Annotated in this window: 21 protein-coding genes and 1 tRNA gene; 12 read left to right on the top strand and 10 right to left on the bottom strand. The window is 48.0% G+C overall.

Annotation, left to right across the window (positions count from 1 at the left end; all coding sequences use genetic code 11):
- Positions 1-4 precede the first annotated feature (4 nt).
- Positions 5-868 carry a COG1470 family protein gene (locus tag K7P01_RS02700; protein ID WP_267289561.1) on the bottom strand — a complete coding sequence of 288 codons (864 nt, stop codon included), beginning with the start codon at positions 866-868 and terminating at the stop codon, positions 5-7.
- A gap of 230 nt (positions 869-1,098) precedes the next feature.
- On the opposite strand from K7P01_RS02700, the gene K7P01_RS02695 reads away from it, so the two are divergent.
- The 9 genes from K7P01_RS02695 (at position 1,099) to K7P01_RS02655 (ending at position 12,188) form a co-directional block, all read left to right on the top strand.
- Positions 1,099-1,608, top strand: a complete 510-nt coding sequence (locus K7P01_RS02695) for a DMP19 family protein (RefSeq protein ID WP_267289559.1) — start codon at positions 1,099-1,101, stop codon at positions 1,606-1,608.
- Positions 1,609-1,757: 149 nt separating this feature from the next.
- Positions 1,758-5,225, top strand: a complete 3,468-nt coding sequence (locus K7P01_RS02690; RefSeq protein WP_267289557.1) for a TraB/GumN family protein — start codon at positions 1,758-1,760, stop codon at positions 5,223-5,225.
- A 29-nt stretch (positions 5,226-5,254) separates the two neighbouring features.
- Complete coding sequence (locus K7P01_RS02685; protein WP_267289554.1) at positions 5,255-5,653, top strand: hypothetical protein; 399 nt, start codon at positions 5,255-5,257, stop codon at positions 5,651-5,653.
- A gap of 1,864 nt (positions 5,654-7,517) precedes the next feature.
- Positions 7,518-8,120, top strand: a complete 603-nt coding sequence (locus K7P01_RS02680; RefSeq protein ID WP_267289552.1) for a hypothetical protein — start codon at positions 7,518-7,520, stop codon at positions 8,118-8,120.
- Positions 8,121-8,246: 126 nt separating this feature from the next.
- Entirely contained in the window at positions 8,247-8,687 is a 441-nt protein-coding gene (locus K7P01_RS02675) for a DUF6896 domain-containing protein (protein WP_267289550.1), read from the top strand.
- A 203-nt stretch (positions 8,688-8,890) separates the two neighbouring features.
- The gene (locus K7P01_RS02670; protein WP_267289548.1) at positions 8,891-9,277 is read left to right on the top strand and encodes a hypothetical protein; all 387 of its coding nucleotides are present in this window, start codon (positions 8,891-8,893) and stop codon (positions 9,275-9,277) included.
- 768 nt (positions 9,278-10,045) lie between these two features.
- A complete protein-coding gene (locus tag K7P01_RS02665) occupies positions 10,046-10,621 on the top strand; it encodes a hypothetical protein (RefSeq protein ID WP_267289546.1) in 576 nt (191 codons plus the stop codon).
- 269 nt (positions 10,622-10,890) lie between these two features.
- Positions 10,891-11,538 (top strand): hypothetical protein, encoded by a 648-nt coding sequence (locus tag K7P01_RS02660; protein ID WP_267289544.1) that lies wholly within the window; start codon positions 10,891-10,893, stop codon positions 11,536-11,538.
- A 179-nt stretch (positions 11,539-11,717) separates the two neighbouring features.
- Positions 11,718-12,188, top strand: coding sequence for a hypothetical protein (locus K7P01_RS02655; protein WP_267289542.1), 471 nt, complete (start codon positions 11,718-11,720; stop codon positions 12,186-12,188).
- A 334-nt stretch (positions 12,189-12,522) separates the two neighbouring features.
- Here the strand turns inward: K7P01_RS02655 and K7P01_RS02650 are convergent.
- The 3 genes from K7P01_RS02650 to K7P01_RS02640 form a co-directional block, all read right to left on the bottom strand.
- A tRNA-Ile gene (locus tag K7P01_RS02650) sits at positions 12,523-12,596 on the bottom strand.
- A gap of 129 nt (positions 12,597-12,725) precedes the next feature.
- Positions 12,726-13,541: a hypothetical protein gene (locus K7P01_RS02645; protein ID WP_267289540.1), complete on the bottom strand. Its 816-nt coding sequence runs from the start codon at positions 13,539-13,541 to the stop codon at positions 12,726-12,728.
- Positions 13,542-13,686: 145 nt separating this feature from the next.
- The gene (locus K7P01_RS02640) at positions 13,687-14,046 is read right to left on the bottom strand and encodes a TfoX/Sxy family protein (RefSeq protein WP_267289538.1); all 360 of its coding nucleotides are present in this window, start codon (positions 14,044-14,046) and stop codon (positions 13,687-13,689) included.
- Between the two features lie 126 nt (positions 14,047-14,172).
- Between K7P01_RS02640 and K7P01_RS02635 the strand changes: the two genes are divergently transcribed.
- The gene (locus tag K7P01_RS02635; protein WP_267289536.1) at positions 14,173-14,964 is read left to right on the top strand and encodes a class I SAM-dependent methyltransferase; all 792 of its coding nucleotides are present in this window, start codon (positions 14,173-14,175) and stop codon (positions 14,962-14,964) included.
- Positions 14,965-15,052: 88 nt separating this feature from the next.
- Here K7P01_RS02635 and K7P01_RS02630 read toward each other — a convergent pair whose 3' ends face one another.
- From K7P01_RS02630 to K7P01_RS02610, 5 genes are all read right to left on the bottom strand, one after another.
- Positions 15,053-16,234: an outer membrane protein assembly factor gene (locus K7P01_RS02630; protein ID WP_267289534.1), complete on the bottom strand. Its 1,182-nt coding sequence runs from the start codon at positions 16,232-16,234 to the stop codon at positions 15,053-15,055.
- A 253-nt stretch (positions 16,235-16,487) separates the two neighbouring features.
- Positions 16,488-17,354 carry a TolB family protein gene (locus tag K7P01_RS02625; protein ID WP_267289532.1) on the bottom strand — a complete coding sequence of 289 codons (867 nt, stop codon included), beginning with the start codon at positions 17,352-17,354 and terminating at the stop codon, positions 16,488-16,490.
- 60 nt (positions 17,355-17,414) lie between these two features.
- Positions 17,415-18,719, bottom strand: coding sequence for a glycosyltransferase family 39 protein (locus tag K7P01_RS02620; protein WP_267289530.1), 1,305 nt, complete (start codon positions 18,717-18,719; stop codon positions 17,415-17,417).
- Positions 18,703-19,392, bottom strand: coding sequence for a class I SAM-dependent methyltransferase (locus K7P01_RS02615; protein ID WP_267289528.1), 690 nt, complete (start codon positions 19,390-19,392; stop codon positions 18,703-18,705). Before K7P01_RS02615 ends, K7P01_RS02620 begins: the two co-directional genes overlap by 17 nt.
- Positions 19,382-20,338 carry a glycosyltransferase family 2 protein gene (locus K7P01_RS02610; RefSeq protein WP_267289526.1) on the bottom strand — a complete coding sequence of 319 codons (957 nt, stop codon included), beginning with the start codon at positions 20,336-20,338 and terminating at the stop codon, positions 19,382-19,384. Before K7P01_RS02610 ends, K7P01_RS02615 begins: the two co-directional genes overlap by 11 nt.
- Positions 20,339-20,529: 191 nt before the next feature.
- On the opposite strand from K7P01_RS02610, the gene K7P01_RS02605 reads away from it, so the two are divergent.
- Positions 20,530-21,153 carry an HAD family hydrolase gene (locus tag K7P01_RS02605; protein WP_267289524.1) on the top strand — a complete coding sequence of 208 codons (624 nt, stop codon included), beginning with the start codon at positions 20,530-20,532 and terminating at the stop codon, positions 21,151-21,153.
- Positions 21,146-22,393, top strand: a complete 1,248-nt coding sequence (locus K7P01_RS02600) for a site-2 protease family protein (RefSeq protein WP_267289522.1) — start codon at positions 21,146-21,148, stop codon at positions 22,391-22,393. The genes K7P01_RS02605 and K7P01_RS02600 overlap by 8 nt, the downstream gene beginning before the upstream one ends.
- A gap of 5 nt (positions 22,394-22,398) precedes the next feature.
- Here K7P01_RS02600 and K7P01_RS02595 read toward each other — a convergent pair whose 3' ends face one another.
- The gene (locus K7P01_RS02595; RefSeq protein WP_267289520.1) at positions 22,399-24,375 is read right to left on the bottom strand and encodes a T9SS type A sorting domain-containing protein; all 1,977 of its coding nucleotides are present in this window, start codon (positions 24,373-24,375) and stop codon (positions 22,399-22,401) included.
- Between the last annotated feature and the right edge of the window lies 1 nt (position 24,376).

The raw sequence follows: 24,376 nt of genomic DNA, 5'->3' as shown, positions 1-24,376 counted from the left end.
ACTGTTAGCGTCTGCCGTACTTTCGGATCAGGTAGATGACCAGGCCCACCGCTGCCAGAATGACCAGGATGCCGATCCATCCGGACAGCACGGAGGTCTTCACGGTCATGCGGAAGGTAGCCTGCGCCTCGCGGTTGGCATTCTTTGCCGTGAAGGTGGTGACATAGTCGCCCGCGATCGTCTTGTCCGGTACCGTTAACCGCGCGACCACATCCGCCGTTTTACCCGCAGCCAGCTGGTCGATTTTTGACGGCGCAAAGGTCACATCCCACTTGGACGGCGATTGGCCCGACAGCGAGATATCGTTCAGGGCCAATGTCCCCGTATTCTTCACGACCAGGTGAATCTCCTTTTGTTTTCCTTCGGTAATGGCATCGCTTAAACGGCCGGTGGGTGTGGTCAGCTCTATACCGTAAGAGCCCTTTACAACCGCCTCCAGGTCCAGTTTCAGCGAGTCGTGGTTGGCGGTGGCGAAGACCGGTATTTTATACTTGGCAGGTTCGGCGCTATACGCCGGTTGGATTTCGATGCTGATGTCCTGGTCTTTGTTGCCATCCATATTGATGGACGTTACCTGGCTGCCGCGTGCACGAAATACGACGTTCCAGCCCATCGGTGCCATGGCTTTCAATTCGTATACACGTCCCTGGGCGCTGCCGTTGTGCAGGTTCGTGCTATAGCGGAAGGTTTCATGTACGGCTGCCTCGATGTTGATGAGGTTGGCCGTAAAGGTGGACGCCGCGGGCGGACTTTTCGGCGGTTGCGCCACGACGACGGCCGGGGAGAAAAATGAAAAAAGTAGAAAAAATGCAAGGAGAAAAGCTACGCCGGTTGGGGCGTGCTTGCCATGGGAATTATCTGCTGACATATTCTAATAAGTAGAAGTTTATTAAGTAATGTGTTACTATTAATTAATAGCTTGAAATCATTAGTTTTAGCAAATCCGGATTCGGTAGCGAAAATAATAAAGCGGAATAATATCGCGCCAGACTTTTACTATAGAAAATTTTCAGTTCATTTGGCGTTGGACGTCCCTGCGTCCAACGGAACTTTTTGGGCAAGAGCACATAGTCTTTGAGCGCTAGTAAACTACAACTGATGAGTGAAGATAAAAAATACGACTTTTCAAAAATATTTGAAAAAGTTCTGCATCGGCCGATTCATAGCCGATTGACAAACGATCTGATAACGAAAACACCGGACGAAGACTTAACGCAGCTGATAATCGACACTCTACAGGTTAATAACAAAAGAAAATCTGACGGAGAATTATATTCTGGTTTGACCACCGGACAAAAGATAATATATTCAACATATATTTTAGAAACGCAAATATTCAACGGTGGATTTGGAGGCTTCTATTTCAATACAGGATGTGAATTAAATCAATTTCTGGAACGAGATCTTATCGCGATGGGTGCAGAATCGTTGGCAGATATTGTTAGAAGAGCTAACGAGTTAAACGAGTTGATTTTGGCGGACCAGGCTGAACCGGAAAAACTTTATCCGTTGGACATAGAATTTCATAAGTTGATTGACGTAGACAGTTTGGAGGCAAGACGAGTGAGGTATATCAAGGAAAATATAGAACAATTTATTTCCGCCTAAAGACGCGGTCGACACTAGCCGCCACATGACCCTCATCTGGGAAGAGGGGTTGCGAGGCTTCGCCCGGCGGGAAAAGGTTACTTTTGGGGGTTGGACCGTATTTTTCTTCCATGAATCGCTTTTTCTTTGTTCTCGTTGCCTGCTGCACAATGGCAGTATCCTCGCTCTACGCTCAAAATAACGCAAAACGCCCCCACTATAAGCTCCTCTGGAAGATTTCAGGCAACGGCCTGACAGCGCCGTCGTACCTGTTTGGTACCATGCACGTAGAGGACGACCGGGCTTTCGAATTCAGCGATTCCGTGCTGTTAAAAATCTCTGAGTGCAAAGCTTTCTCGCTGGAAGTTCACCCCGATTCGCTGATGCGGTTGCTGTTGCCCGTCCTGGCGGGGCAGTCGTCGAAGGGGCAAAACAGGCTTAAGGAGCTGCTCAGCGAGAAAGAGTACCGCGAAATCGACAGCCTGATGCAGCAGCGGACCGGCCTTTCACTGGACCGACTCAAAACTCCCAGCCTGGTGCGCATGCTCCTGGAAAAGCAGGCCCCGAAGAAGGGAAAAGGAAAAGGCACGTTCGTGGACGGATATCTGTATAACATCGCCCGCCGCCAGGGAAAATCCATTCTTGGCATCGAAGATGCGCAGGAGCAATTGGCGTTGCTGGACGACTTTGCGCCGGAGAACCTCCCCGCCGTGCTGATGGAGCAGCTGGAAAGCGACTCGATTATCGAGGACCGTTCTTTTGCCTCGATGCTTGACCTGTATTACGGCGGCGACATTGAAGCCATGTCGCGTTACCTGAAAGAGAATACGGCGATGGAGCCGGGATACTATGACAGGCTCATCACCCGACGCAACATCGGCATGACGGCGAACATTGTCCGGCAGGTTCGGAAGCAAACCACTTTTTTTGCCGTGGGCGCGGGGCATCTGGCCGGCGAAGAGGGCCTGATCTATTTGCTGCAACAGGAGGGGTACACGGTGCAACCCGTGAAGGCCACGTTTACAGGGCTGGCAAAGAAATATACGTATACCACGCAGGAAGAACCCTGGTACGAATACACGTCACCGATCGGGGCTTATACAATCAGCATGCCCGCAAAGCCCATTGCGTTTGCGATAGATTCCGTCGGACTTACATTTCAGACCTACGTGGATATCGGCACGTCCACCGTATTTCAGACGACGTACATACCGCTCCACGGTCAGTTTAAAGGCAGAACTCCCAAATATGCGCTGGACCAATTTGTGGAGCGCATGAAGCGCGGCGGGAAATATAAGTTTGAAAAAGTATCGCGCATCGATGTGCAGGGCCTGGAGGGGCGCGAAATCGTCATGCGACAGGGCGGTCAGTTTCATCGTGCGCAGATTTTGTTACGGGGCGATGTGTTGTACCTGCTTCAGGTAGGGCCCACCAAAGCGATTGCCTATTCCGACGAGGCCGGGAAGTTTCTGCGTTCTTTCCGATTGCAAGAGTTTGGTAAAACGGTATGGAAGGATTTCTCGAATGCCGCGGGAGCATTTTCAGTTCACATGCCGGGCGATATCAAAACACAACTGCTGGAGCCAGAGATGGCGGGGCCTACCGGCGGCCGGTATAAGATTCATCTTTACCACGCCACGGATATGGAGCTTGGTGAAACGTATCTGATCCGCTACAACGATTTTCCGGCTGGCCTTCGGTCGCTTAACGACAGCGTATACAATGCCAGTCTGATCACCAACGTCATGGACAATATGAAGGGGCGAAACCTCCAGCGTTTTGATCGCACGATCGAAGGCAAAAAGGGTGTCGCGTTCACCTTCGACGTGGCGGAAACGAACCTGGTGATTGGGCGGATTCTGCTGCGCGGCGGCCGTTCGTACATGCTCATGGCAATCTCGTCTAAAAACGCGGCGGTGTCGGGTATCGATACCTTCCTGGATTCGTTCCGGCTCTTGCCTACGGAAAAGGCGGTGATGCAGGAGTTTGAATTCCCCCTGCACCGGGTGAAGGTAAAGCTTCCGGCGTCGTTTACAACGGACTCGATCGGATTCGCGGCGAGGAATAATCTCCGGTACACGGAAGAGTATGGAGAATACTTTGCGCTGGATGCACAGTCGGGTGCGCAATACACGCTGCGGGTGAAGAAATTTTCTCCATACGAGGTGGCGAAGGATGCGGACGACCTTTTCAAGACGTTGAATGAACGTTATGTGGACGACAGCGTTCGGGTAACGAACCGGAAACGGGAAGGAAAGACCTTGGAGCAGCAACTGGAGGTCATCAATCCCAACGCGAATGGCATCGCACGTGAACGGGTGGTTGTCTCCGGGCAGTATATGTACGAACTTCTGGTGCAGAACGCGCAGGATGCCGGCGCCGCCGCGGTCGACGCCTTCTTTAATTCCCTCCGGTTTCCCGCGGCAACCGACACGTGGGATTTGTTTACAGACAAGACCGACGTGCTGCTGCAGGCGGCGATGTCAACGGACACGGTGGTGCTGGACGAAGCCATACCGGCACTGGGCACATATGAATTTACGCCCGCTGCGTTGCCCGCGATCTATGCGGCGATCACCCGGGCGAGCTTCGCAACCGACGATTATGACGTGCGAACGGTTTTGCTGAGAACGCTCGACCGGGTGCACGACAACAGCACCGTCGATTTCATCAAAAAGCTATATCCCACGCTCATCGACAGCATGTCCTGGAAGAGCCACGCCCTGACCGTGCTCACATCGATGAAGACGCAGGCATCATCACAGGCCTTTCTGGAGCTGCTCGAACAGGAGCAGGGCAAACCGGAATTATGGTCGTATAGGATTATGCAGCCTTATACCGATTCACTGGCGTTGCTGAACGTCGTATTGCCAGGCGTGATCCGTTTGTCGGATAAGCTGGAAGGACAGGGACGCATTTTCTGGATGGCACGCCAGGCCCTGGACAGCAATGCGCTGACGCCGCCGGTAAAAAAAGAAGTGCTGGCACTGGCGGTCGCCAAAGGTCAGCAGCGGGTAGCTGCGTTGCCGGCCGCAACCGACAAGGAAGCGGATATCCATGAGTATACGTATGAGTCCCTGGCGCAACTGCTGCTGCTGGCCGAGCCCAGCGATGTGGTGAAGGGGATATTTCAGGCGCTTCACAGGCATCCTTTGTTGGTGGATACCCGCATGGTAACAACCGAGTTTTACCTGAAAAACAACCTGACGCTGGCGCCGTCCGACCTCGAAAGCATAGTGTCCGATCCATACTACCGCATTGGCCTGTCCACGCTGCTCAAAACGTACGGTAAGGAGAAGCTCTATCCGGCAAAATATCTGTCGCAGGAGAAGTTTGCGGAGGGCGCCCTGCACCAAAGCATGGCATCTGACGATGGTATACCGGAACAGTTAAAGCTGGTGGGTGTACGATCGGTGCGGTACCAGGGTCAGAAGCAAAACCTCTACGTCTATCAATATCAGTACGCGGGCGACGAGACCTGGAGTATAGCGTTCAGCGGTCCGTTCCCGGAGAAGGTGAAGTACCTCACGGAGATCGGCGATTATACATACCCGACGTATACGGAATACGGGAAGGATGTAGATCTGGCCGCGGTCATCACGGAAGTTACGGAGGGAGAGGTCGAGTTGTTGAAGTAATAACCCGGAACGCGAGCAGCGCTAAACTCATGACAGTTGAAACAATTCAGAAATACTACAAATGGTTGTCAGTGTTGACATTGATTCTTAGTATTGTTGGATCAACAATCTTAATCGAAGGTGCCATTGGGAAAAGAATTTGGATTGGAGTACTAATAAATTTTCAATTTCATCTTGCCTTTCAATCCGTGAGCCGAGTTCCATTCTTTATGTACCAGCATGTTGGAAGAGATAATCCTAGGATAAAAGCATTAGCGCGAAAGTTTCTAATTTTTTCTTCCTGGATGATGATGGTTTTTGCAATCATTGCCTTTGCAGGAGTTATGAAGGATGCGCTAAACGACGACCCGAAACTGCTTGTTATGATGACATTCGCTGCTATTTTTCTTGGCGGGTATTCATCTAAAAAAAGATTAAGTGAAGATTAATACGCCCTACAAAAAAAAAGTGTGGTAGTAATTTGTATGAACAATAGATACCCTTATTTAATAGTCGGACTTCTGGTCATCTTGATCAGTTGTAATGGAAAGAAACAGGTTACCAACTACATACCGGTGACAATGGAAATGTCCGATAATGACAATCCGGGTGACGTTTTTCTTTATTCTAACTATTACTTTTTAGCAAAATATACTGATCCAAAATATGAACCCTATGGGACTAAACATTGGTCATCACTAGATTCAGTCTGGATAGACGGACTATTGAAGATTAAGAGAATTTCAACTTGTAGTGAGGATAGTTTAAACAACGAGCATTTTAACTTCTTCGGTAATTGTGTTCTGAGACAAGAAAGCATAATTGATCCTGTAAATAACAAAACTATTAAGTTGATTTTACAGACTGAAAATGAAACGAATAAAGTTGACTTTGACTACGATGACCTTCATAGGATCTCACAGATAAGAGACTCATTATCCAACAAAACTTTTCAATTTGTATACTCGGGCACTGAACTAGTCGAGATCCAGGAAATCGACTTGGTTGATGGAACGAACAAAACTGAGTCGATTATTAAGTTTAGGAGAAAATAAAAGCTACCTAGAACAAAATGTATGTGCCATTGTGGGGCACGGATTAAGGTTTTAGTTTTGTCTTTCATGCGACGTTCGGTATCGCGGGACAATTTACTAATCGTACACCCACAACGTTACATACTTGAAAAAAGAGTGGAGTAAATGCCTCTATACCTGAAAGACAGAGACTGTAAGATGAACTGTGTGAGAGTGTAAATAATCAGCAACTTGATACCGTATATTCGAGTGTTGTCAGCAATGCGTGGGCAAACAGATTCCTAGCCAACAAGAATAAATAAATGATTAGAAAACTGACCATCGGGACAATCCTTTCAATTCTCATTTTTTTCTCGACTTCATTTCTAACAGTTTTGTTTCAAATCAACTCGCCACTTCACAGACAGACAAACGATCACTTAGACGTTGGATTCCCGTTGGCTTATTATTCACAGTTCATGGTTGACTACCCAATATTAAATTCAGGCTGGGAAGGAAAAAGTTTAATTATTGACATCATTACAACCTGGACTTTAACGACAGGGATATATTTATTTTTAACACGAAAGACAAAATAAAAGTGCGTTTCGGTGTGACCAGGCACTAAGCGAGGTTTTGTAAATAATGAGACTGAATGAAACGAATTCTTCGACTAAGACACTGGCAATTATTCCTGATTTCCTGGGGACCGCTTACGACTTTTTTTATTTTGCTTTTTATTAGACCTATTTCCGTTGGGTACACCTTGCTGTTATGGATTATTGTCTTTCCAGTTGCTCTTGTAAACTCCTTTATCTGGGTTTGGTCACTGGTGACATTCTTGATTCCAACCATGGCTCAAGGGGAACGGCCAAAAATCAAATTGTTTAAAATCTGTTTTTGGATTCCAACAATCTATATCTTTTACATACTTTGCTTCATGTATTTCAATTTCTTTGTTCGGAAAGTGGCGAGCGTTAATCCCGAATTGGAACTAAAAATTCACATGGGACTAACAATCTTAAGCATCCTGTGTATAATCTATGGGCTTTCCTTTGCGGCCCGGACTTTAAAGACCGCAGAACTACAAAGAAATCTTAAAATCCATGAATATTTACCTGAATTGGCTCTGATGATTTTGACTCCAATCGGAATGTGGAACATTCAACCAAGAATAAATAAAATAGCTGCGAATAGGCGCTAACAACGACACTGTGAGTATCCCATGGTGCTGGAGCGGAGGGAATAAATTTTTGATTTTGCCAACACCACGTCTTATTCACAAACATTAGGCAAGCTCATGAGACAAAATTTCACCATATTATTTCTTCTCTACTTCTCTGCATCCTTTGGACAAGGGACGGACAAAGCATTTATTGACAGATGGTTAAAATTGTGTGACGAGAATATTCCTGTGGATTCTGTAAGGGCATACTATATCGATGGCGAGTATTATACGGACACAGCAAAAATAAACGCTTATCTGCAGACCATTCCGCCAGGTAGAATTAAGAGCATCTGGTATTCAAAAATAATGATCGATAACTACGTGCCAGGCCGGGGTTCTATCTACGTAATGACAGTTAAAAAAATGGATTCAAAGGATGTAGAAGCTTGGATGAAGGATGCGAGGAACTTGTACGTTGACAAATACACTTCCTACAGTCAACATATTTTGACAGACTCTAGAGACCCTGTTCTTCTGATAGACGGACAAGCAGTGTCCGCGGCAATTGCAAAAGCAACGTTGGACAGGATTGACCCCAAAGAAATTTATGGCGTTTCGGTTAATGGGTTCTTTCCGGTGCCCACAAGCTTATTTGGACAAAATGCAAAAAACGGACTTGTACAGATTTGGACGAAGCAGAGGTATAATAAGAACAACAAAACAATCAGGAAATAAATATCCTCCTAAATGCCTAAAATTCCTACGGAAAGAGCAGTTTCAGCACTTAATAATAAATTAAAAATACGGCATTGCGTATATTCGAGTGTTATTCACAATGCTGTTATTGAGACATAGGTATTTATGGACATCGAAGAAATATTGAAAGACTACTTAAAAGACATCATTTCGGTAGTAGAAATAATGAAAACTGAGGGATTTAGGAGAAACTCCGAGCAGAGTTGGCAAGAGGCGTTGTATAAGACAGGGACAATTGACGAGCACGACTTAGAGTATAACTTTCACGGTATGGGATGTTGGGTAAAATGGAAAGACAGAATAATTGATTTTGACTTTAGAGGCGATGTAGAGAATACAATATTTGGAATTGACCCCTGGTTTGCAGCATGCTATCTTCAGAGCTTAAGACTGTCAGGTTTTGATGATGTTGATTTTTGCCAGGAACAGATTTCGAAAGTGATTGAAAAACTCGCGGACAAAGGACGACTAGCGAAGCGGAACAATGTCTACTTTTATTCGGCTGACTACAAGAAACTACGAGAATTGGATGACGAGCCGAGTTAGGACCTCTCACCCACACGTGAAGCGTCAGTTCAGCTGCCGAACCGTGCATTGGGAACGCAGTGTACAATCATAAAAGTGCGAAAATAAATATCCTCCAAAATACCTAAAATTCCTTAAAAAGGGCAGTTTCAGTGCTTTATTCATTATAAATAAAAATATAGGCTAGTGCGTATATTCGAGTGTTTGTAACACTACGAGAAGATATGATTGATATAGAATTAGAATCAGGTAGACGAGTAACCGTAGACGGATTTGTCTATGGCAGAACCTATGGTGGATTACTAGAAGGACGTCCTAATCGAAATGTCAATAAGAGAATTTTAGAACGACAAAAGTGCCCAAGTGAGTGGGGATCGAGAAAGGTATTAGTGATTCAACCATTGGACAGAGATTTAGAAAATTTCTTACCTCCATCTATTTACAAAGTTTGGTTAAATTCAAATGATCCAATTAATAGTGTTTTTATGGGGTCAGAGTTAGTAATTATTTGGTTTGATGAGACCCCTGGAGAAAGAAGCATTAAAGACATAATAGAAAAGAGAGTAAGAGAAGTTGACTGGGATAAAAATGCCCAGGATTTCGACTACTGAATTGTGATGTCTTACAACAATGTGTATGCTCAATAAATTCGATTAACAGTTAAATATAAATTTAAACTGTGCATACACGAACGGGGCGCTATTTTTTGAATAAAGAGTTTTCTGCAAATAGTTGGCGCGTGACAAACTTGACAAAGATTGATAATGGGTTGATACTTGGGACAATTTCAACGGAAGACGACATGAATAATTTAAGGGCCGTGACTGAGACAAAGTCTGATACCGTCTTTTGTTTCCGACCGACAAAAAAAGAGATGAAGAAATTCTTAAAGGGGAAAGGATTTGGCGACAGGTATACATTTGTAAAAGTAGAGGAGTGAAAGGCACGGCGCACAACAACGTGCATGATCAATGGCGGGGCTCAGTGTAAATTTGTTGCCAGCAGGCCACAAAGACAATTTCCGCTTACAACTTGGAGCAAAATTTGAGTTTTTTTTGCACGAAATATTTTGACTGATGACTGATGCACAATTACTGATTGTTTCAATTATTGGGATAATTGCCTTCTATTTTTTGACTCGATACATCAATAAACTGGCGACAGGGACAGCGCAAGAATTGAAAGTAAAAAAGGGAATAAGGAGAATCTCAATTATTTATGGAGCCGTGATGACAATCCAAATCATTTCAATACTTGGCAGACTCTTGGACAAAGGAAATTAATGACTTCGGTCTTTGGTTACGAGAGAAATTTGCGGAGTAGACAAAGAGTTGTGTCTGCCGATAATTTCGAATAAGAAATACAAACAAAGACGGACCATGCCACGACAAACACTTATCATACTGACGATTTTGATATCTTTATTTGGCTGCGACTTTAGGAAAGAGGTAAAGGAAAGAATAGACAACGGAGTAAAAGACGTTAAATCAAAAATGGAGTATGATATTTCACTAGCTAAGTCAGACTTAGCGAAATCATACAACCAAATGTTACAAGAGTCAAGCGACAGTGTTTTATCAATGAAGGCTACTGCCGTCTATTTGAGTTTAGTCAAGACATCAACGTATATTGATAGCTTAAGAGGCGAGATGAATAAACTTGATGACATGGACATAAGGAATGTGGAATTAGTAAAGAATATGTTTATAAATAATGGGCTTGGTGACAGCCTGTTTAATCAGGTGAGGAAATCATATTCGTTGGCCGTGGACATTGCACCTGCTGATACATTAAAATCAAGGCTTAAGAATGTAAGAGAAACATATTCAGAGGAGACAAAGAAACAATTCTTTGGATCGAATGGTCCTCTCGGAGTCAATATGGTTCTTTATGGAATTGAATCGGAATTAATCAAAGATGGATCAAGAAGTTTATCCGGATATTTGGAAAAATAGACTGCCGCCAAGATGCGCATCACCTCCGCCCTTAGGTCACATGTCAACCGAACGGTGCCGGGAGCTGACCTTGGGAACCTTTAAGATTACTGTTCATCTGGTCAGGTGTATGACAGGATGGCTAAAGCCTACGACAAAATTGGAATTGACGCGAAAATCTTACGCCAAAAAAGGGTGAATTTAGCCCACCGCGGATGTGAGAAGCCACTCTTTTATGCCGAAAAGACTACCTTAACCACCCGCGGGACGCTTCTAAGTATTCATGTACTATGGACAAAGAAACAGCCAACTATATTATAAATTATTTCAGCAACTTAATGACTGACGATGAAAAGCTAGCACTGAAGTATCACATGTATACTTACAAAACGGAGGACAACCCAAAAATGAGAAAATTGATGGTTGAGAAGGGTTGGATTAGTGAACAGCCTGAAATACAAAATTTTCTGAAGGATGGTTATGATGACTTTGAATTAAAAACTGCACTTCGAATAATTACGGTGAGTGCAGACAAAGTTTTCTTCAATAATTGTCCGAAATGTAAAAGGCTTGCAAGGACTCCGTATGCAAGACAATGCCGACATTGTGGGCATGCTTGGCACGAGTTGACAGCGGCTCAATTTAAAATTAAGAGTGCTTTTCAATTAACGAACAGAGAATTCTTTCTCTTGGGACAAATAACTAAAGGAGAAATTATAGAAGGCCAATTCATTGATTTAACAATGGTGGGACTAAATAAAAAATCTAAGATCGAAACAATTGAATTTGCACTTAAAAGGCAAAGCGGAAAAGTTTGGGAAGATATCGCACTTGGCACCAATGACCTAACAGAACAAGAGAAAGATTATTTGAAAAGAATTGGGACCTTTGAGACACCAATTGACATACTAAAAGAAAGATGGGACGGCAGCTACTAACAATGCATTATAAATCATGCCGGAAGAGTTAATGATTAATTATTAATTTGGATTGCCGGCACGCTTTATGCGAACTTTATAGCAATTTTTTTAAGGACGACAGTGCGAACTCGAACAAGAATGAAAAGAAATAGAGAACTAACCGATACTCCACATATTAAGGAAACCAAAAAGGGACAATGAGAATAAGCGAATTTGAATTCACTTCCGATAATCATTTTGTGGCAATGGAGTACTACTGGTTGATTTTAAACAGGACTTTTTTGGTCTTGATAACGGACGACCAATTGATTGGAATTAAAGTACACGGACTAATAGGTGCTGAAAGCAGTGACGCCTTGGCAAATTTGTTGCCGTTGACAGTTGACGGGGATCTTCAAAATCCCTATTCCTACATCAGCGCGAAATACATTGAGAGAATTAAGGGCATAGATTTGAAATCTCATGACTTTCTAAAAGCTAACGACTCCAATTTCAGAATTAACAAGTCGGACATTGTTGAGATCACGTATGACAAAAATAAAAAGTGGGGGATGGGACATTATCCACATGACGGCAAGGTTTATGTTAAGACGCGAGATAATAAGAAAAGAGAATTTATAATCCTGGGAGCGCAGTCGGGACAAGACATTAAAAGCAGATTGAGATAAAAAACTACGCATTCTGGGAAAAATACCATCGACCGAGACTTGGACTACAGAATTTGATAAAAACAAAAGAGAGATTAGAATGTCTAACGTTGTGCGACGAAGAATTCCCCTTCCGCGTCAGATAAAAAATATAAGATTAATAGCGAACACATGACAATTCAAGTAAACACTCACCATTCAGAAAAGGACAGAGTAGAAAAGGTGGATGGCGTTCCTCTTTACAGCGACAATTTGTAAGCGATTTTTTCGACTTTCTTAACACCTTTTCTTAACAGAACCTATTAAAACGAAAAAAAGGCAGCCACATTTATATGTAACTGCCTGATTTTCAGTGTGGGCCCCGCCGGGCACGATCCGGCGACCCTCTGATTATGAGTCAGATGCTCTAACCAGCTGAGCTAGGGGCCCTTACTTCCTGGTTGTTCTCAACCTCGAAAGGGGCTCAAAAATAAGTTTTTTTTCTATTTCACCATAGTGCATGCCCATCATTTGCGCGCGTCGCGCAGGAGATTGGTCGCAGACGCAAGCCTTGAGGACTCATTGTTTCTCGATAATCGGTGTCTGACCGATGGGACCATTCCACGGAATTGTCTGCGTGTAATACGGCAGACGCGCGCCGCTAACCCCTGAGTAAACCATCATCTTATCATTGCCGGGGAGCAGGACGCCGAAGTAGTCGATTAAGAGTGCGTTCGTTTCGTCGAAGCCCCGCATAATAACCATCGCACGCTTTTTCTGGTAAGCTGATTTTGCCAGGTTTCCGGGTGTTTGCGGCGTCATTTCAAATAGACGACCACCCCGACCATAATATGTATCGAACTGATCAAACACGATGGTACTTAGATCAGGATACGCAACCATGCCGGCGGTTGGACCCAGACCCGTCATAACGGGACCGCTCCAGACGGAGCCTGACAACGAAGCAAGCGGCGTGTCGTATAACTCCAACGTAAAAGGTACGGGCTTGTTTGCGTTGGTGGATATCGCCGTCAGTGTTCGTTTGTCCTTGATGGTCATCGTCACCTCACCGTAATGTTCGATGTTGGCCCTCACATCAATCGTGGCGTCGTCGACTTCAGTGATACTCGTAAGGCGTCCATTGACGCTATCGGGTCTGATCACATTTCCGTCTTCTACAAAGAAATGCGGTGCATAGACCACCAACTTATCATTTTCTTTAAACCGGAGGTATGCCGGAGGTGGATATTGGTAGCCGTTGCGGTCCAATACGCCTACCCATTCGGTATCCTGCGGGAATTCTTTAGCGCCCTGAGGCGCGTTGGCATCATCATCACTGCTGCAGGCTGCCAGCACAACGGCTAGGCAGAGGCTACATAGGGTCAATTTTTTCATGAGGTTATCTTTATCAATAGCACAGAAAAGGTTGTGCAATTTTCGGAGAAACGGGATAATAGCGCAATTACCCTTTTGGGTCATATCGCAGGTAACAGGTAAATTTGGCGAAGCGCTAAAATGTACGTCAACCTCAGTTCTCGTCTTACCGGGTCGATTTGGACGGCTTTTTTGATGCTTTGGCTTTCTTGTTAAATTCAAGGCACAGCGTTAGCCAGTATTCAAAGTTTGCTTTCGACTTGTACCCATCTTCGCTAACATAACAATATCCGCGGAGCTGTTTTCCTTTCATAATCATGGGCTGAAAGCCCGTTCTTTCGGCCACTTCCTCATCGTGAACAGGATCGTAGCGACACATCAGCTCTTCGCCACTCACATTTACGCACATTTTTCCATTCACTAAAAACGCAAGGCCCCTGAACATTTCCTTTTCCTCAATTTTAATCTTCGGAATACCGGCGAGGTAGGTTCTGATGCGATCGGCGAGTTTTGTACTATAGGCCATCTGAATCGACTTTACGTTTGTTATGAAAGTTACTGTATCGAAGTACAAAATCAATGATGGAAGCTTGCCATTTTTTACCGTGCATTATTATCGTTAATTTTCATTGACTGACGTAAGGGAGAATTTATGAATGATACATCAGAAGAAGCCGCCGCGCATTATGATCAATTTTTCGGCCCCTTATACTTTGAGCCCTATGCCATAGAAGTTGTAAAACGAATTAACCCCGCCCCGGATGCTATTGTCCTGGAAATTGCTGCCGGAACAGGCCGTGTTACCCGCCATATTCGGGAACGTATTTCACCCTCGGCAAAACTAATCGCTTCCGATATCAGCAAGGAGATGTTGGCCGTGGCCCAAAAGAAATTAAATCACCTGGATATTGACTGGCAAACGATAGATGCCCAGCAACTTCCTTTTCGTGACAATAGTATCGGGCTGGTTGTGTGTTGCTTTGGATACATGTTTGTTCCGGATAAGCCGAAAGCATTTGCGGAGGTATACCGGGTTCTAAAACCGGGTGGCTTATTTTTATTTACAACCTGGGATACGTTGGAGCGTAACGCTGCCTCCTATACCGCCAAATCGATAGCAAAGAATTATTTGGAAGAGCCGTTGCCGGAGTCCTATAATCTGGCGACCTCGATGAGTGATGAAGCGGTCATCACACCCTTATTAGAAGGGGCTGGGTTTGCAAAAATAGCAATTGAAAAAGTAGGACTTTTTGCCGTCAGTCCAACCGCGCAGGAAGCGGCATACAGTCTTGTCGCGGGGGGAATGTATGAGGAGATCAAAAAGCGTAATCCCGCCTGGATAGACGAAATAAGAACGAAGGTGGAGAAAGCGCTTGCCGAAAAATTCGGAGCTGCTCCCATGGTTGCTCCAATAAGCGCTGTCATCAGTCAGGCGTGGAAATAAATCGCTGGCATGTGGTTAAAGTGGTCCGCGTGAGTCGCGGTAGCACGTTGAAAGCGGAGTGATACCTGCACGTACGATCGCACGGACATTAAAATGCCTCTCCAATAAATATATAAACTCCGGTACCTTCACGTGTAAAGGCGAGGTCTAAGCGGGTATAAATATCCTTTTTAGGGAATAGCAAAAACCGTACTCCGGCGCCGCCCGACCAAACCAGATTGCTGGCCTTCAGCTGACGGAAATCATTGAACACGGATCCTGCACCGGCGAACACAGCGGCGCCCAATCGTTTTGTAAAACCGAGCGGCAAGGGTAGAAACCTGTATTCAGTTTGAAAAGCGACTTGGTTATTATCACGGTAACGCCCTAAATAGTAGCCGCGCATAATACTTTCACCGCCCAGCATGGCCAGTTGATGGAAGGGCGCGCCGCCGATGTTAAATTGTCCGATCAGCTGCATGGCCAGCACGTCACGTGCATTGATGGCACGGTATAGGCGCGTATCGGATAGGATGGAGGTAAATGAATGGTCACTGCCCCAGGCGTGGTGGTAGTTTAGAAAGGCGAGCTCTGAGAAGAATCCCTTGCGTACATTGAGTATGTTATGCCGGTTGTCAAACAAAATGCCGGCCCCAACACCCAGGTTCTGGGAGCCTTCACTCCCAAGCGGGTATTCCGCGACCTCGTGCTCGCGAGGTATGAACTCGACGGAGCTCAAATGCTGGTAATCGAGCTCAAGGCCCGTGTAAATGCTGCCGTGGACCTTGCGTAAGACCCTCTCTTTGATTTGGAGCAACGTAGCGTTTACCTGCGCCAGATGTTCTTCAGGGGACTCTGGACCTATACCATGATAGAGAAGTGGAAAGCTCTGAAACCGCACCCGCCCCAAAGAAAACCACCGGTTGTTCTGCGAATACAACGCATGATCGATCCAAATGCCATATTGCCGCTCCAGGGTCAGGAAGGTAAACGCGCTTACTTCACTCAGGCGGTTTGCAGTATCGCGGTTCGCATAGAACACAAAGACGCTGCTGGCTCCAAACTCCCAGCTTGTCTCGGGTGCGTAGGCCACGGTAGGGTAGACGAGTAATTGCGGTCTGGAGATGTCTGTAGTGTCGTAAAGTAAATGGTTGACATATCGCCTCAGGAAGCTGGGGTTATGTTTTTGCGCGGCCGACGGAAGCCAGGGGAGAAGCAAAAGCAGCGCTGTCAGCGTCGACAAACATCGATAAACAACACCTCGGCGAGGCTGACTGGGCATTCGTTGCATTTAGTAGAGGGTTTTTCGATAGCGCCGTGACGATTCGTTAGTCGTTCGCTGGTACGTCAGAGCACATGCGTAGAACGAAGCATTAAAAACATGTGCCCGAGATGCCCGGTGGACGCAACGCCCGGATTCCTTCAATTATGGTTGACCACTTGCCATTGCCTGAAAAGTGAGATGTACCGTCTACAAAAGGGCCTTCACGAAAAGCCTTGCCCATCAGTCTGTCAATCCTGCAGTGGGTGATCATCCAGAATTTTCATTTCCTGAATGCCTCGACATCGAATGGGTAATAGTAGATATCCTCGATCATTCGGGTGCCCTCTTTTTTCTGACGTGCGAAATATAGCCGTTTTTGTTTCAGGTGGAAGAATGGGCAAAATTCCGCGAGGGGCGTGTTGACCGGTCCGCCCAGGTTTTGAGGTTCCGTCCATTTTCCATTCTTTCTAAAGGTGATATACAGGTCGACATCGCCGGCGCCTGTGGGATCGGACGAAAAATAGAGCAGCGAGCTTTCATCGGGCAGGATATAGGGGTTGGATTCACGTTCGTCTGTATTGACAGGCAGTCCAATATTTTCGGGAACCTGGTACTCGCCGTTTACCAGTCTGGAGACATAAATATCCGAACGCCCCGTGCCGTTTTCATTCTCTTTCATGAAATATATATGCCCGCGGGTGGTGATGGAAGCGTATGACTCCGAGGCGTCGGAATTGATGGTGTTGCCAAGGTGATAAGGAGCTCCCCACGTATCTTTGGTTTTTTTGACGGCCCAAATATCAAAGCCTGTCCGGCCTGGCTTGCTTTCTACCGGGCGGGTGGATTGAAACAAGATCATGTCGCCGTCCGGCGAGAAGACCGGGTCGATGTCTTTCCATGCACCATTGCCTGAAAATGGCGCCGGGTGCGGCGTCTGCCACTGCCCCTTAACGAAGCGCGCGTGCAGAATGATCAACGTGTCGCGCTTCCCTTTCGACTGGACCCAGAACGCTTCCGTGCCATCGGGTGACAAGGTGAACCCAAAGACACCGCCGTTTGAAATGACGTCAGGTGCTAACATGATGGGGGCATCTTGTGCCAGGGATGATAAACTTCCAAGGAAGAATAGCAGGGTAAGACGGTACATAGGGACTTGGTTTAGTGCTTATACGGCGTCTTGTTTTGTATGTTTAGTGTTAACAAGTTTTTAACAGCGCCGCTGGACACGGAGGGTCCAACGCGCCACTACCGGACTAATGACCAGAATAGCCGCAATCAGAAAGTTGTACTTGTAACGCGGATTCCCCACCGAGGAGACAATCGACAGCCCTACGCCGATCAGAATAAACAGATTAATCAGATACTCCTCCCGGCGCCCCTTCGTCCGGATAAGCCGATACAATTGATAGAGGAAGATCACCATGATAACTGCATACAGCGCCTGCTGCCAGATGTTAAACACCCAGAACTTGACCTGCGTGAGCACCGGCAGCTGCTGAAACTCCTGCTTCACCGTTGCGCCGCCCTTCAGGTAGGTATTCAAATTCCAGTCAGACGAACCAAGCAGGTATTCCACCGCCCAACCATCAAACACAAACGTCGCGTAAATCTTCCGCGGCATCAGGCCAACCCATTCCAGGGGATGCTCGGCAATGTATTGCTTCGACCGCTTCATAAGATACGCATCCCGCTCGGGGTAGGTCTTGATGGCCCGGTAGGTGCTGTCGGTTTTAAAGAACTGCCCGTAGAACACGCCGTTGGCTTCCGGTATCGCCGACATGATAAGATTGGACGGACCCGTCGTGGAGGTATATTCGAATTGACCGATGTTGCGCTTACTCAGCATTCCCATCGCGAGGCAATAACAAGCCACTCCGGCCAGTATGAGCACGATCTGCTTGTGCTCATACTGGCGGGTATACACGTCATACAGGTAGATCAGGATGTAGACCAGGACCAGTGCCATGGCCGTTGGCCGGACCCCCAGCGCCAGGCCCGTCAATAGCCCGCAGAGAATAGCATTCGAAGTTTTCTTTTCGCCTGTGTAGTAATAGATCGACGCAAGCATAAAGACCCCAAACATCAGCTCCGTAACGTTCTGCATAACGATGCCGAGGTTGTTCAAATACAGCATATACAGGAACGCCGCGACGTAACCGGCGACGTCGCCGTACCACCGCCGCACAATGAACACTACCAGCGCAAGCTGGGTCAGATTCAGCACGATGTTAAACCAAAGTATAGCGTACGTGTCCTCAAAGACTTCCAGAATAACAGCCGTATAGTTGATGTACACCGGTGCCACAATCCAGGCGCTATACAGGCTCTGCGGATTCGGATAGTACGTATGCTCCTCCAGCGCCAGCCGCGCATAGCGAACGTAGTTAGCCGAGTCGGAAAGAAAAGGAATGGGGGAGGACACCAGCCACACCTGAATGCCAATGTATAGCACCAGGGATACAATGAACAGTGTCTTTAAACGCCGCGCACTGCGGTCAGGAGCAGATAACATAGTATTGCGCGCCAATCGGCACTTTAGTCAAAAATTTTTCCAGGGGCACAAACGCCTGAAGGGCCTTTGGAAAGAACAGTATAAAATTCGTTTTGATCTTCGTAAAGCCGCCCGCCCGCGCCTTTTTCCGAAAGGCAGGCGCCGGGATCATGATACATCCCTGGTCAAACTCGCACGTATTGAACGCGTGGCTCGTGAGTGGATTCCAGGGATTGTGCTCGAATACAAAAAGCTTCCCCCGTGGGGACAGCAATGATTTGAGCTTCGCCAGGGTTGCCACATGCTCCGTTGCCGGAATATGGTGAAACACATTCGCCACAAAGATGATGTCGAACGAAATGCCCGGGTTGAATTGCGCCGTCTCCGTAAAATGATGGTAGGTAACATTCACACCCTTGTTCTTTTCGGCCGCCTGCTTGAGCGATTCCTCGGAAGGATCAGCCCCATGGATCACAGCCTCGGGAAAGTACTTCCGGATATGCGGCTCACTTTTTCCAATGCCACACCCAAAATCCAGGAAGTTGATCTTCCCGGAATACTCTTTCCCGGCTACCCGGTGTAGCTCGCGTATTTTCTGCTGGTCGAAATAGGACGGATCATAGCCGGAGGCCTTGATGTTGGAGGCGTGAAGCTCCTGGTAGGACCTGGCGTATTGATCGAATTCAGCTGACATTTTTCTGATAGATTTTGTCGATGATGTAAAGGGGCCGGTTTTTTGATTCTTCGCTGATGCGGCCGATGTATTGACCAATAACCCCGAGCGTGATGAGGTTGATGCCCGACATAATGAGCGTAACGATCATAACCGATGCCCAGCCCTGGATCGTCTCGTTGGTAAAGATCTTGGCGTAGATGACATACAGACAATACAGAAATCCTACGGTGGCAATGGTAAACCCCAGGTAGGACACCATGCGCAGCGGCGACGTCGAGAATGCCGTGATGCCATCCCAGGCAAACCGCATCATTTTGATGAGGGGATATTTGGATTGTCCCGCAAAACGTTCTTTGCGATGATACAGCAGGCCTGTTTGTTTAAAGCCGACCCACGTCACCATGCCGCGGATGAACCGGTGTTTCTCTTTCATCGAATTGATCACATCCACTACGTTCCGGCCCATGATCCGGAAATCACCGGTGTCCAGCGGAATGTTCATGTTCGTGATGCGCTGCATGAGGCGGTAGAACATTTTGGCCGTGGCCAGTTTGAAGAAGTTCTCACCCTCGCGCCGTTGGCGAACGGCATAGACGACATCGTAGCCTTCTTTATATTTTGCGTACAGGTCGATGATAAACTCCGGCGGATCCTGCAGGTCGGCGTCGATCAGGACCACCGCATTCCCCACGGCCATTTCGATGCCGGCCGTGACCGCGATCTGGTGACCGAAGTTGCGCGAGAGGTTGATCACTTTGAAAGAGGCATGCTGTTGCGTAACGGAGATGAGGGATTGTAAAGTGTTGTCTTTCGAGCCGTCGTTGACAAAGATAAATTCTACGTTGTCGTTCGGAACGGCAAATTTTTCATGCAATAGCGTGAGCAATCCCAACAAACGTGTATACAGTTCGGGAATCGTCTCTTCCTCGTTATAGACGGGGATTACTATCGATATCTCGGTCATAACCGTGCCTCTTAATGTTGGGTTTACAGCTGTAAAACTATGATTTTTCGTCAAAGAAACGCTAGTCGGCACGGGTACTGGCCGCGTTCGTGCCGTGAATTCCGGGGGAGGGCCGCAGATCATCGGTCGGCCCTTTGAAAAGGGGGGCTATTATCACATCTTTGGGCATTGGAATAGTTAAAACGGTATTTGTGGCGCAGGAATCTTCAGTTAAAAACCTCATTTTCGATCTGGGTGGTGTTATCCTGGATCTTTCAGTCGATCATACACTCCAGGCATTTGCCGATATCTCGGGCTTAGACAAATCGGAAGTGACGAAGCGTTTCGTCACCGCCGAGGGCTTCCTGGCGTACGAGAAGGGCCTGATCAATGACGCCGGCTTCCGCGCCTTTGTACGCGACACCTACCCGGTGCAAGCGACCGACAACGCGCTGGATACCGCCTGGAACGCCATGTTGCGCGGACTGCCGCTGAACAAGCTGCAGTTGCTGCTCCGCCTCAAAGGCCAATACCAGGTCGTGCTGCTCAGCAACACCAACAACATTCACCTGGAGTATATCAACACGCAGCTGTTGCCGCCCGGCGACACATCCCTCGATCCCTACTTCCACCGCACGTACTATTCGCACCGCATGCACAAGCGCAAGCCCGATGCCGACATCTTTGAGCAGGTGCTGCAAGAGAATAACTTCCAACCGCACGAAACGTTGTTCCTGGACGACAACGCCGACAATATTGCCGGCGCGCGAACGCTGGGCATTCAAACCGTGCACGTAACAACTCCGGATCTGATAATCGATTACTTCCATGCCTGAGGAACGCCGCAGAATTCTGACCCAGATCGGATTGTTTATCGCCACTTTCGTGACCACCACCCTGGCAGGAACGGAATGGGTATACGGCAAATCTATCTGGCTGGGCAATTTCGCCTGGAACGATCAATACCGCTGGACCGATTTTGTAAACGGCATGTATTTCTCCGTGCCCTTTCTCCTGATTCTCACGGTGCACGAGTTCGGTCATTACTTTACAGCGATGTATCACAAGATCCGGTCGACGCTGCCCTACTATATTCCTTTTCCCCCGGGGATCTTCCTGTCACCGGGTACCATGGGCGCAGTTATTCGGATCAAAGACAGGGTGCGGAGCAATCGGCAACATTTCGACATTGGCATTGCCGGACCACTGGCCGGATTTGTGGTGGCCGTGGCCGTCATCGTCTACGGGTTTGCCACGCTGCCACCGGCGGAGTATGTGTATCAGTTTCATCCCGAGTATGAAAAATTCGGTCTGAACTATGCCGATAGCGTTTATACCAGGAGCTACGCCTTGAAATATACCCGCGAGCAGCTCGAGCTGCACAAAGACGAGCTGAACCTGACGGACGAGCAATTCGAAAAAGCAAAAGAGGAGCCCATAGGAATGGACGTGCAGGTGGGATCAACACTGCTCTTCGAAATCTGCAAGGTATTCGTAGCGGACAAATCGCGTATTCCCAACCCGCACGAGATGATGCACTATCCCTTATTGCTGGCGGGTTTCTTTGCACTGTTCTTCACAAGCCTTAACCTGTTGCCGATCGGGCAGCTGGATGGCGGCCATATTCTATACGGCCTTTTTGGCTGGCGCACGCACCGGCGCATCGCTTCCGTGGCCTTCGTGTTGCTGCTGTTTTATGCCGGCCTGGGCACAGTGCGTATAGGCACTCCGAAAGAGGGGCTTCCGCTCGTCGCCCTCTCCAGTCTGGGTATTATCGTGTTTTATTATCTGTGTTTCGGAGCCTTAGGCGGAAGCAGACGGGACCGGGGCATGTACGCCGTGCTGATGTTTGCCGTACAAGTATTATTGACGTGGGTATTTCCCGCGGTGGACGGTTATCCCGGCTGGATGTTGTTTGCGTTTGTGGTGGGTCGCTTCGTGGGCGTGCCGCATCCTCATTCCGATATTGAGCAGCCGCTGGATACCAAACGTGTAATACTCGGGTGGATTTCGCTACTCGTATTTATCCTGTCGTTTACCCCGGCTCCCTTACGCTTGGAGATCCTGGGCGGATAAGCGGTTCAACGTACTAAGACCTTTTGAGACCAGAAGCTATCGCCGCGGCGCAGCTGGAGAATGTACAGGCCCGGCACCGGCTGGCGTAATGTAATCTGCTGACCGTCGCCTTTGACTTCTGTTTCAAAGCTGATCGGCTGGCCGGTGATGCTGATCACGCGCACGACCTGGTAGTGGCGGCTGTCGATGTAGAATGAACCGTTGCTGGGGTTCGGATAGCAATGTACCGGCGTGACGGTCTCTTCGGGCGTAACGCCGACAACGCCTTCAATGCCCTTGCCAAAAATAGGCCGGATCATCAGGCTTCCCGTAATACGATCGTTGGGTTCCCAGATCTGATTGACGTAGTCAAAGATCTTGTCGTGGGTGTCCTGGCTCACGTCAAGGCCGAGTCCAGCGGCGGTGTTGCCGAAGGCTATGTAAAAGCGGTCGCGGACCAGGACCACCTCGGGTATATCGATGCGTTGAAATTGGTTTACCTCCCGGCGTTGGAGGGTCTTGCCGGTAATGGCATACAAAATCTTGTTGTTATCGGGTAAGCCGTCGGTCTCACCATAAATCGTAAAATCGGCCGAGCGGTTGCCGGTGAGGCCGGCGATGGGAAAGTAGGCATAGAAGCCCGCCAGTGTATCGGTCTGGCCCGGCGCCATGTCGAATGCATAGGCTACCTTGTTTTCGGGCGCTGCCATTCGGGCGGAATATTCCGCGGTACCATCGTCGTACGCATAGTAGTCTTTCAGCCAATAAACAACAGACAGGGTATCGTTGGCGGTGAAGTCTACCGGCGCAAAGCTGGGCGCTTGCGGGTCGTCGGTATCGCCGGTCACGCTCATGGTGAGCTTGATTCGAATCGAATCTGCGGCCGGGTCGAACATGCTGGTGTTGGTCGTATCGGGCAGATTCTCGTAGGGCACATTGACACGCACCCGCTCAAAAGGATCCATAAAACCACCGAGCTCGCCTTTGATGGTGGCCTGGCCCACGAGCGTGCTATACGGCGTCGTCGCGCCGCCGATATAATTCGAGAACGTACCGTTCACCACGTAGCTGATGGAAATAGCGTTCGCCTGGTTCTTCATGTTCTTGACATCGAACTGCACCGGACCAATGGTCTTATCGTACTCCCAGAAATGCTGGATCGGCACGGCATAATACTGACCAAACAGTTGTGTCGCGGGCGAAGCAATGGCCCGTTCGGGGAACGAGTTGTCGTTTAGCGCACGGTTTTTATTGAGGTATATATAGTCGATGTTCCAGGTATCAAACGGACCGGACTTGCGGCCATAGTTCAGGAAGCGAAATTGAAACTCGTCGTGGTAATACTTCGCGGCGGAGATCGGGATGATGGTGTCGTAGAACACATCCGGTTGGAAGGACTCTTTGGGCATGATGCGCATGACGTTCTCCCAGATACTGTCGCTGTTTAGGAATTGCAGCTGCAGGTAGTCGTTGGGATCGGGCGGCTCGCCGTGTCCCTGCCACTGGTAAAAGAAGCTTAAGAATACCGTGTTGCGTTGCGCTTCGGGCACCTCCGTCATCGCGAAGGCATGCGACATAAGCGTGTCGCGAAAACCATTCAGCATGTTGTCGTTGGAGTAGGGGATGCCCAGCACATCAAGACCGTCCAGGGTGGCGACGTTCACGCTCGGCGCGTTCCAGCCGCCGTTGCTGATCCGGACGCTCTTGCTGTTGTACCACATGGAGTCGAGCGGGTAGTCTGATATGTAGTCGTAGTGGCTGGTGTCGTTGATGACCGTAAACGAGAAGTCCTCCCAGAAAGGCAGTGAGCGCGTTTCGAGCACCTGCGGCGACACCCGGGCAGCCTGCAGGTTGCGCGGCGTAAGGGGCAAAGGCTGGCGGGTAAGCTGGGCCATGGACGCGGTGGTCAGTAAACACACCAACAGCAGGGCCAGGCCGGCGCCCGTGCGCAGGGTACGAAAAGGCCGCTCAGGCCGTGGGAATACGGTACATCGTTTTGTCATG

The sequence above is a fragment of the Parachryseolinea silvisoli genome (assembly GCF_021190955.1).
GTDB classification, from domain to species: Bacteria; Bacteroidota; Bacteroidia; order Cytophagales; family Cyclobacteriaceae; genus Ohtaekwangia; species Ohtaekwangia silvisoli.
Note: the sequence above shows the minus strand (reverse complement) of the source record. Positions and strands in the feature narration are given on the sequence as shown.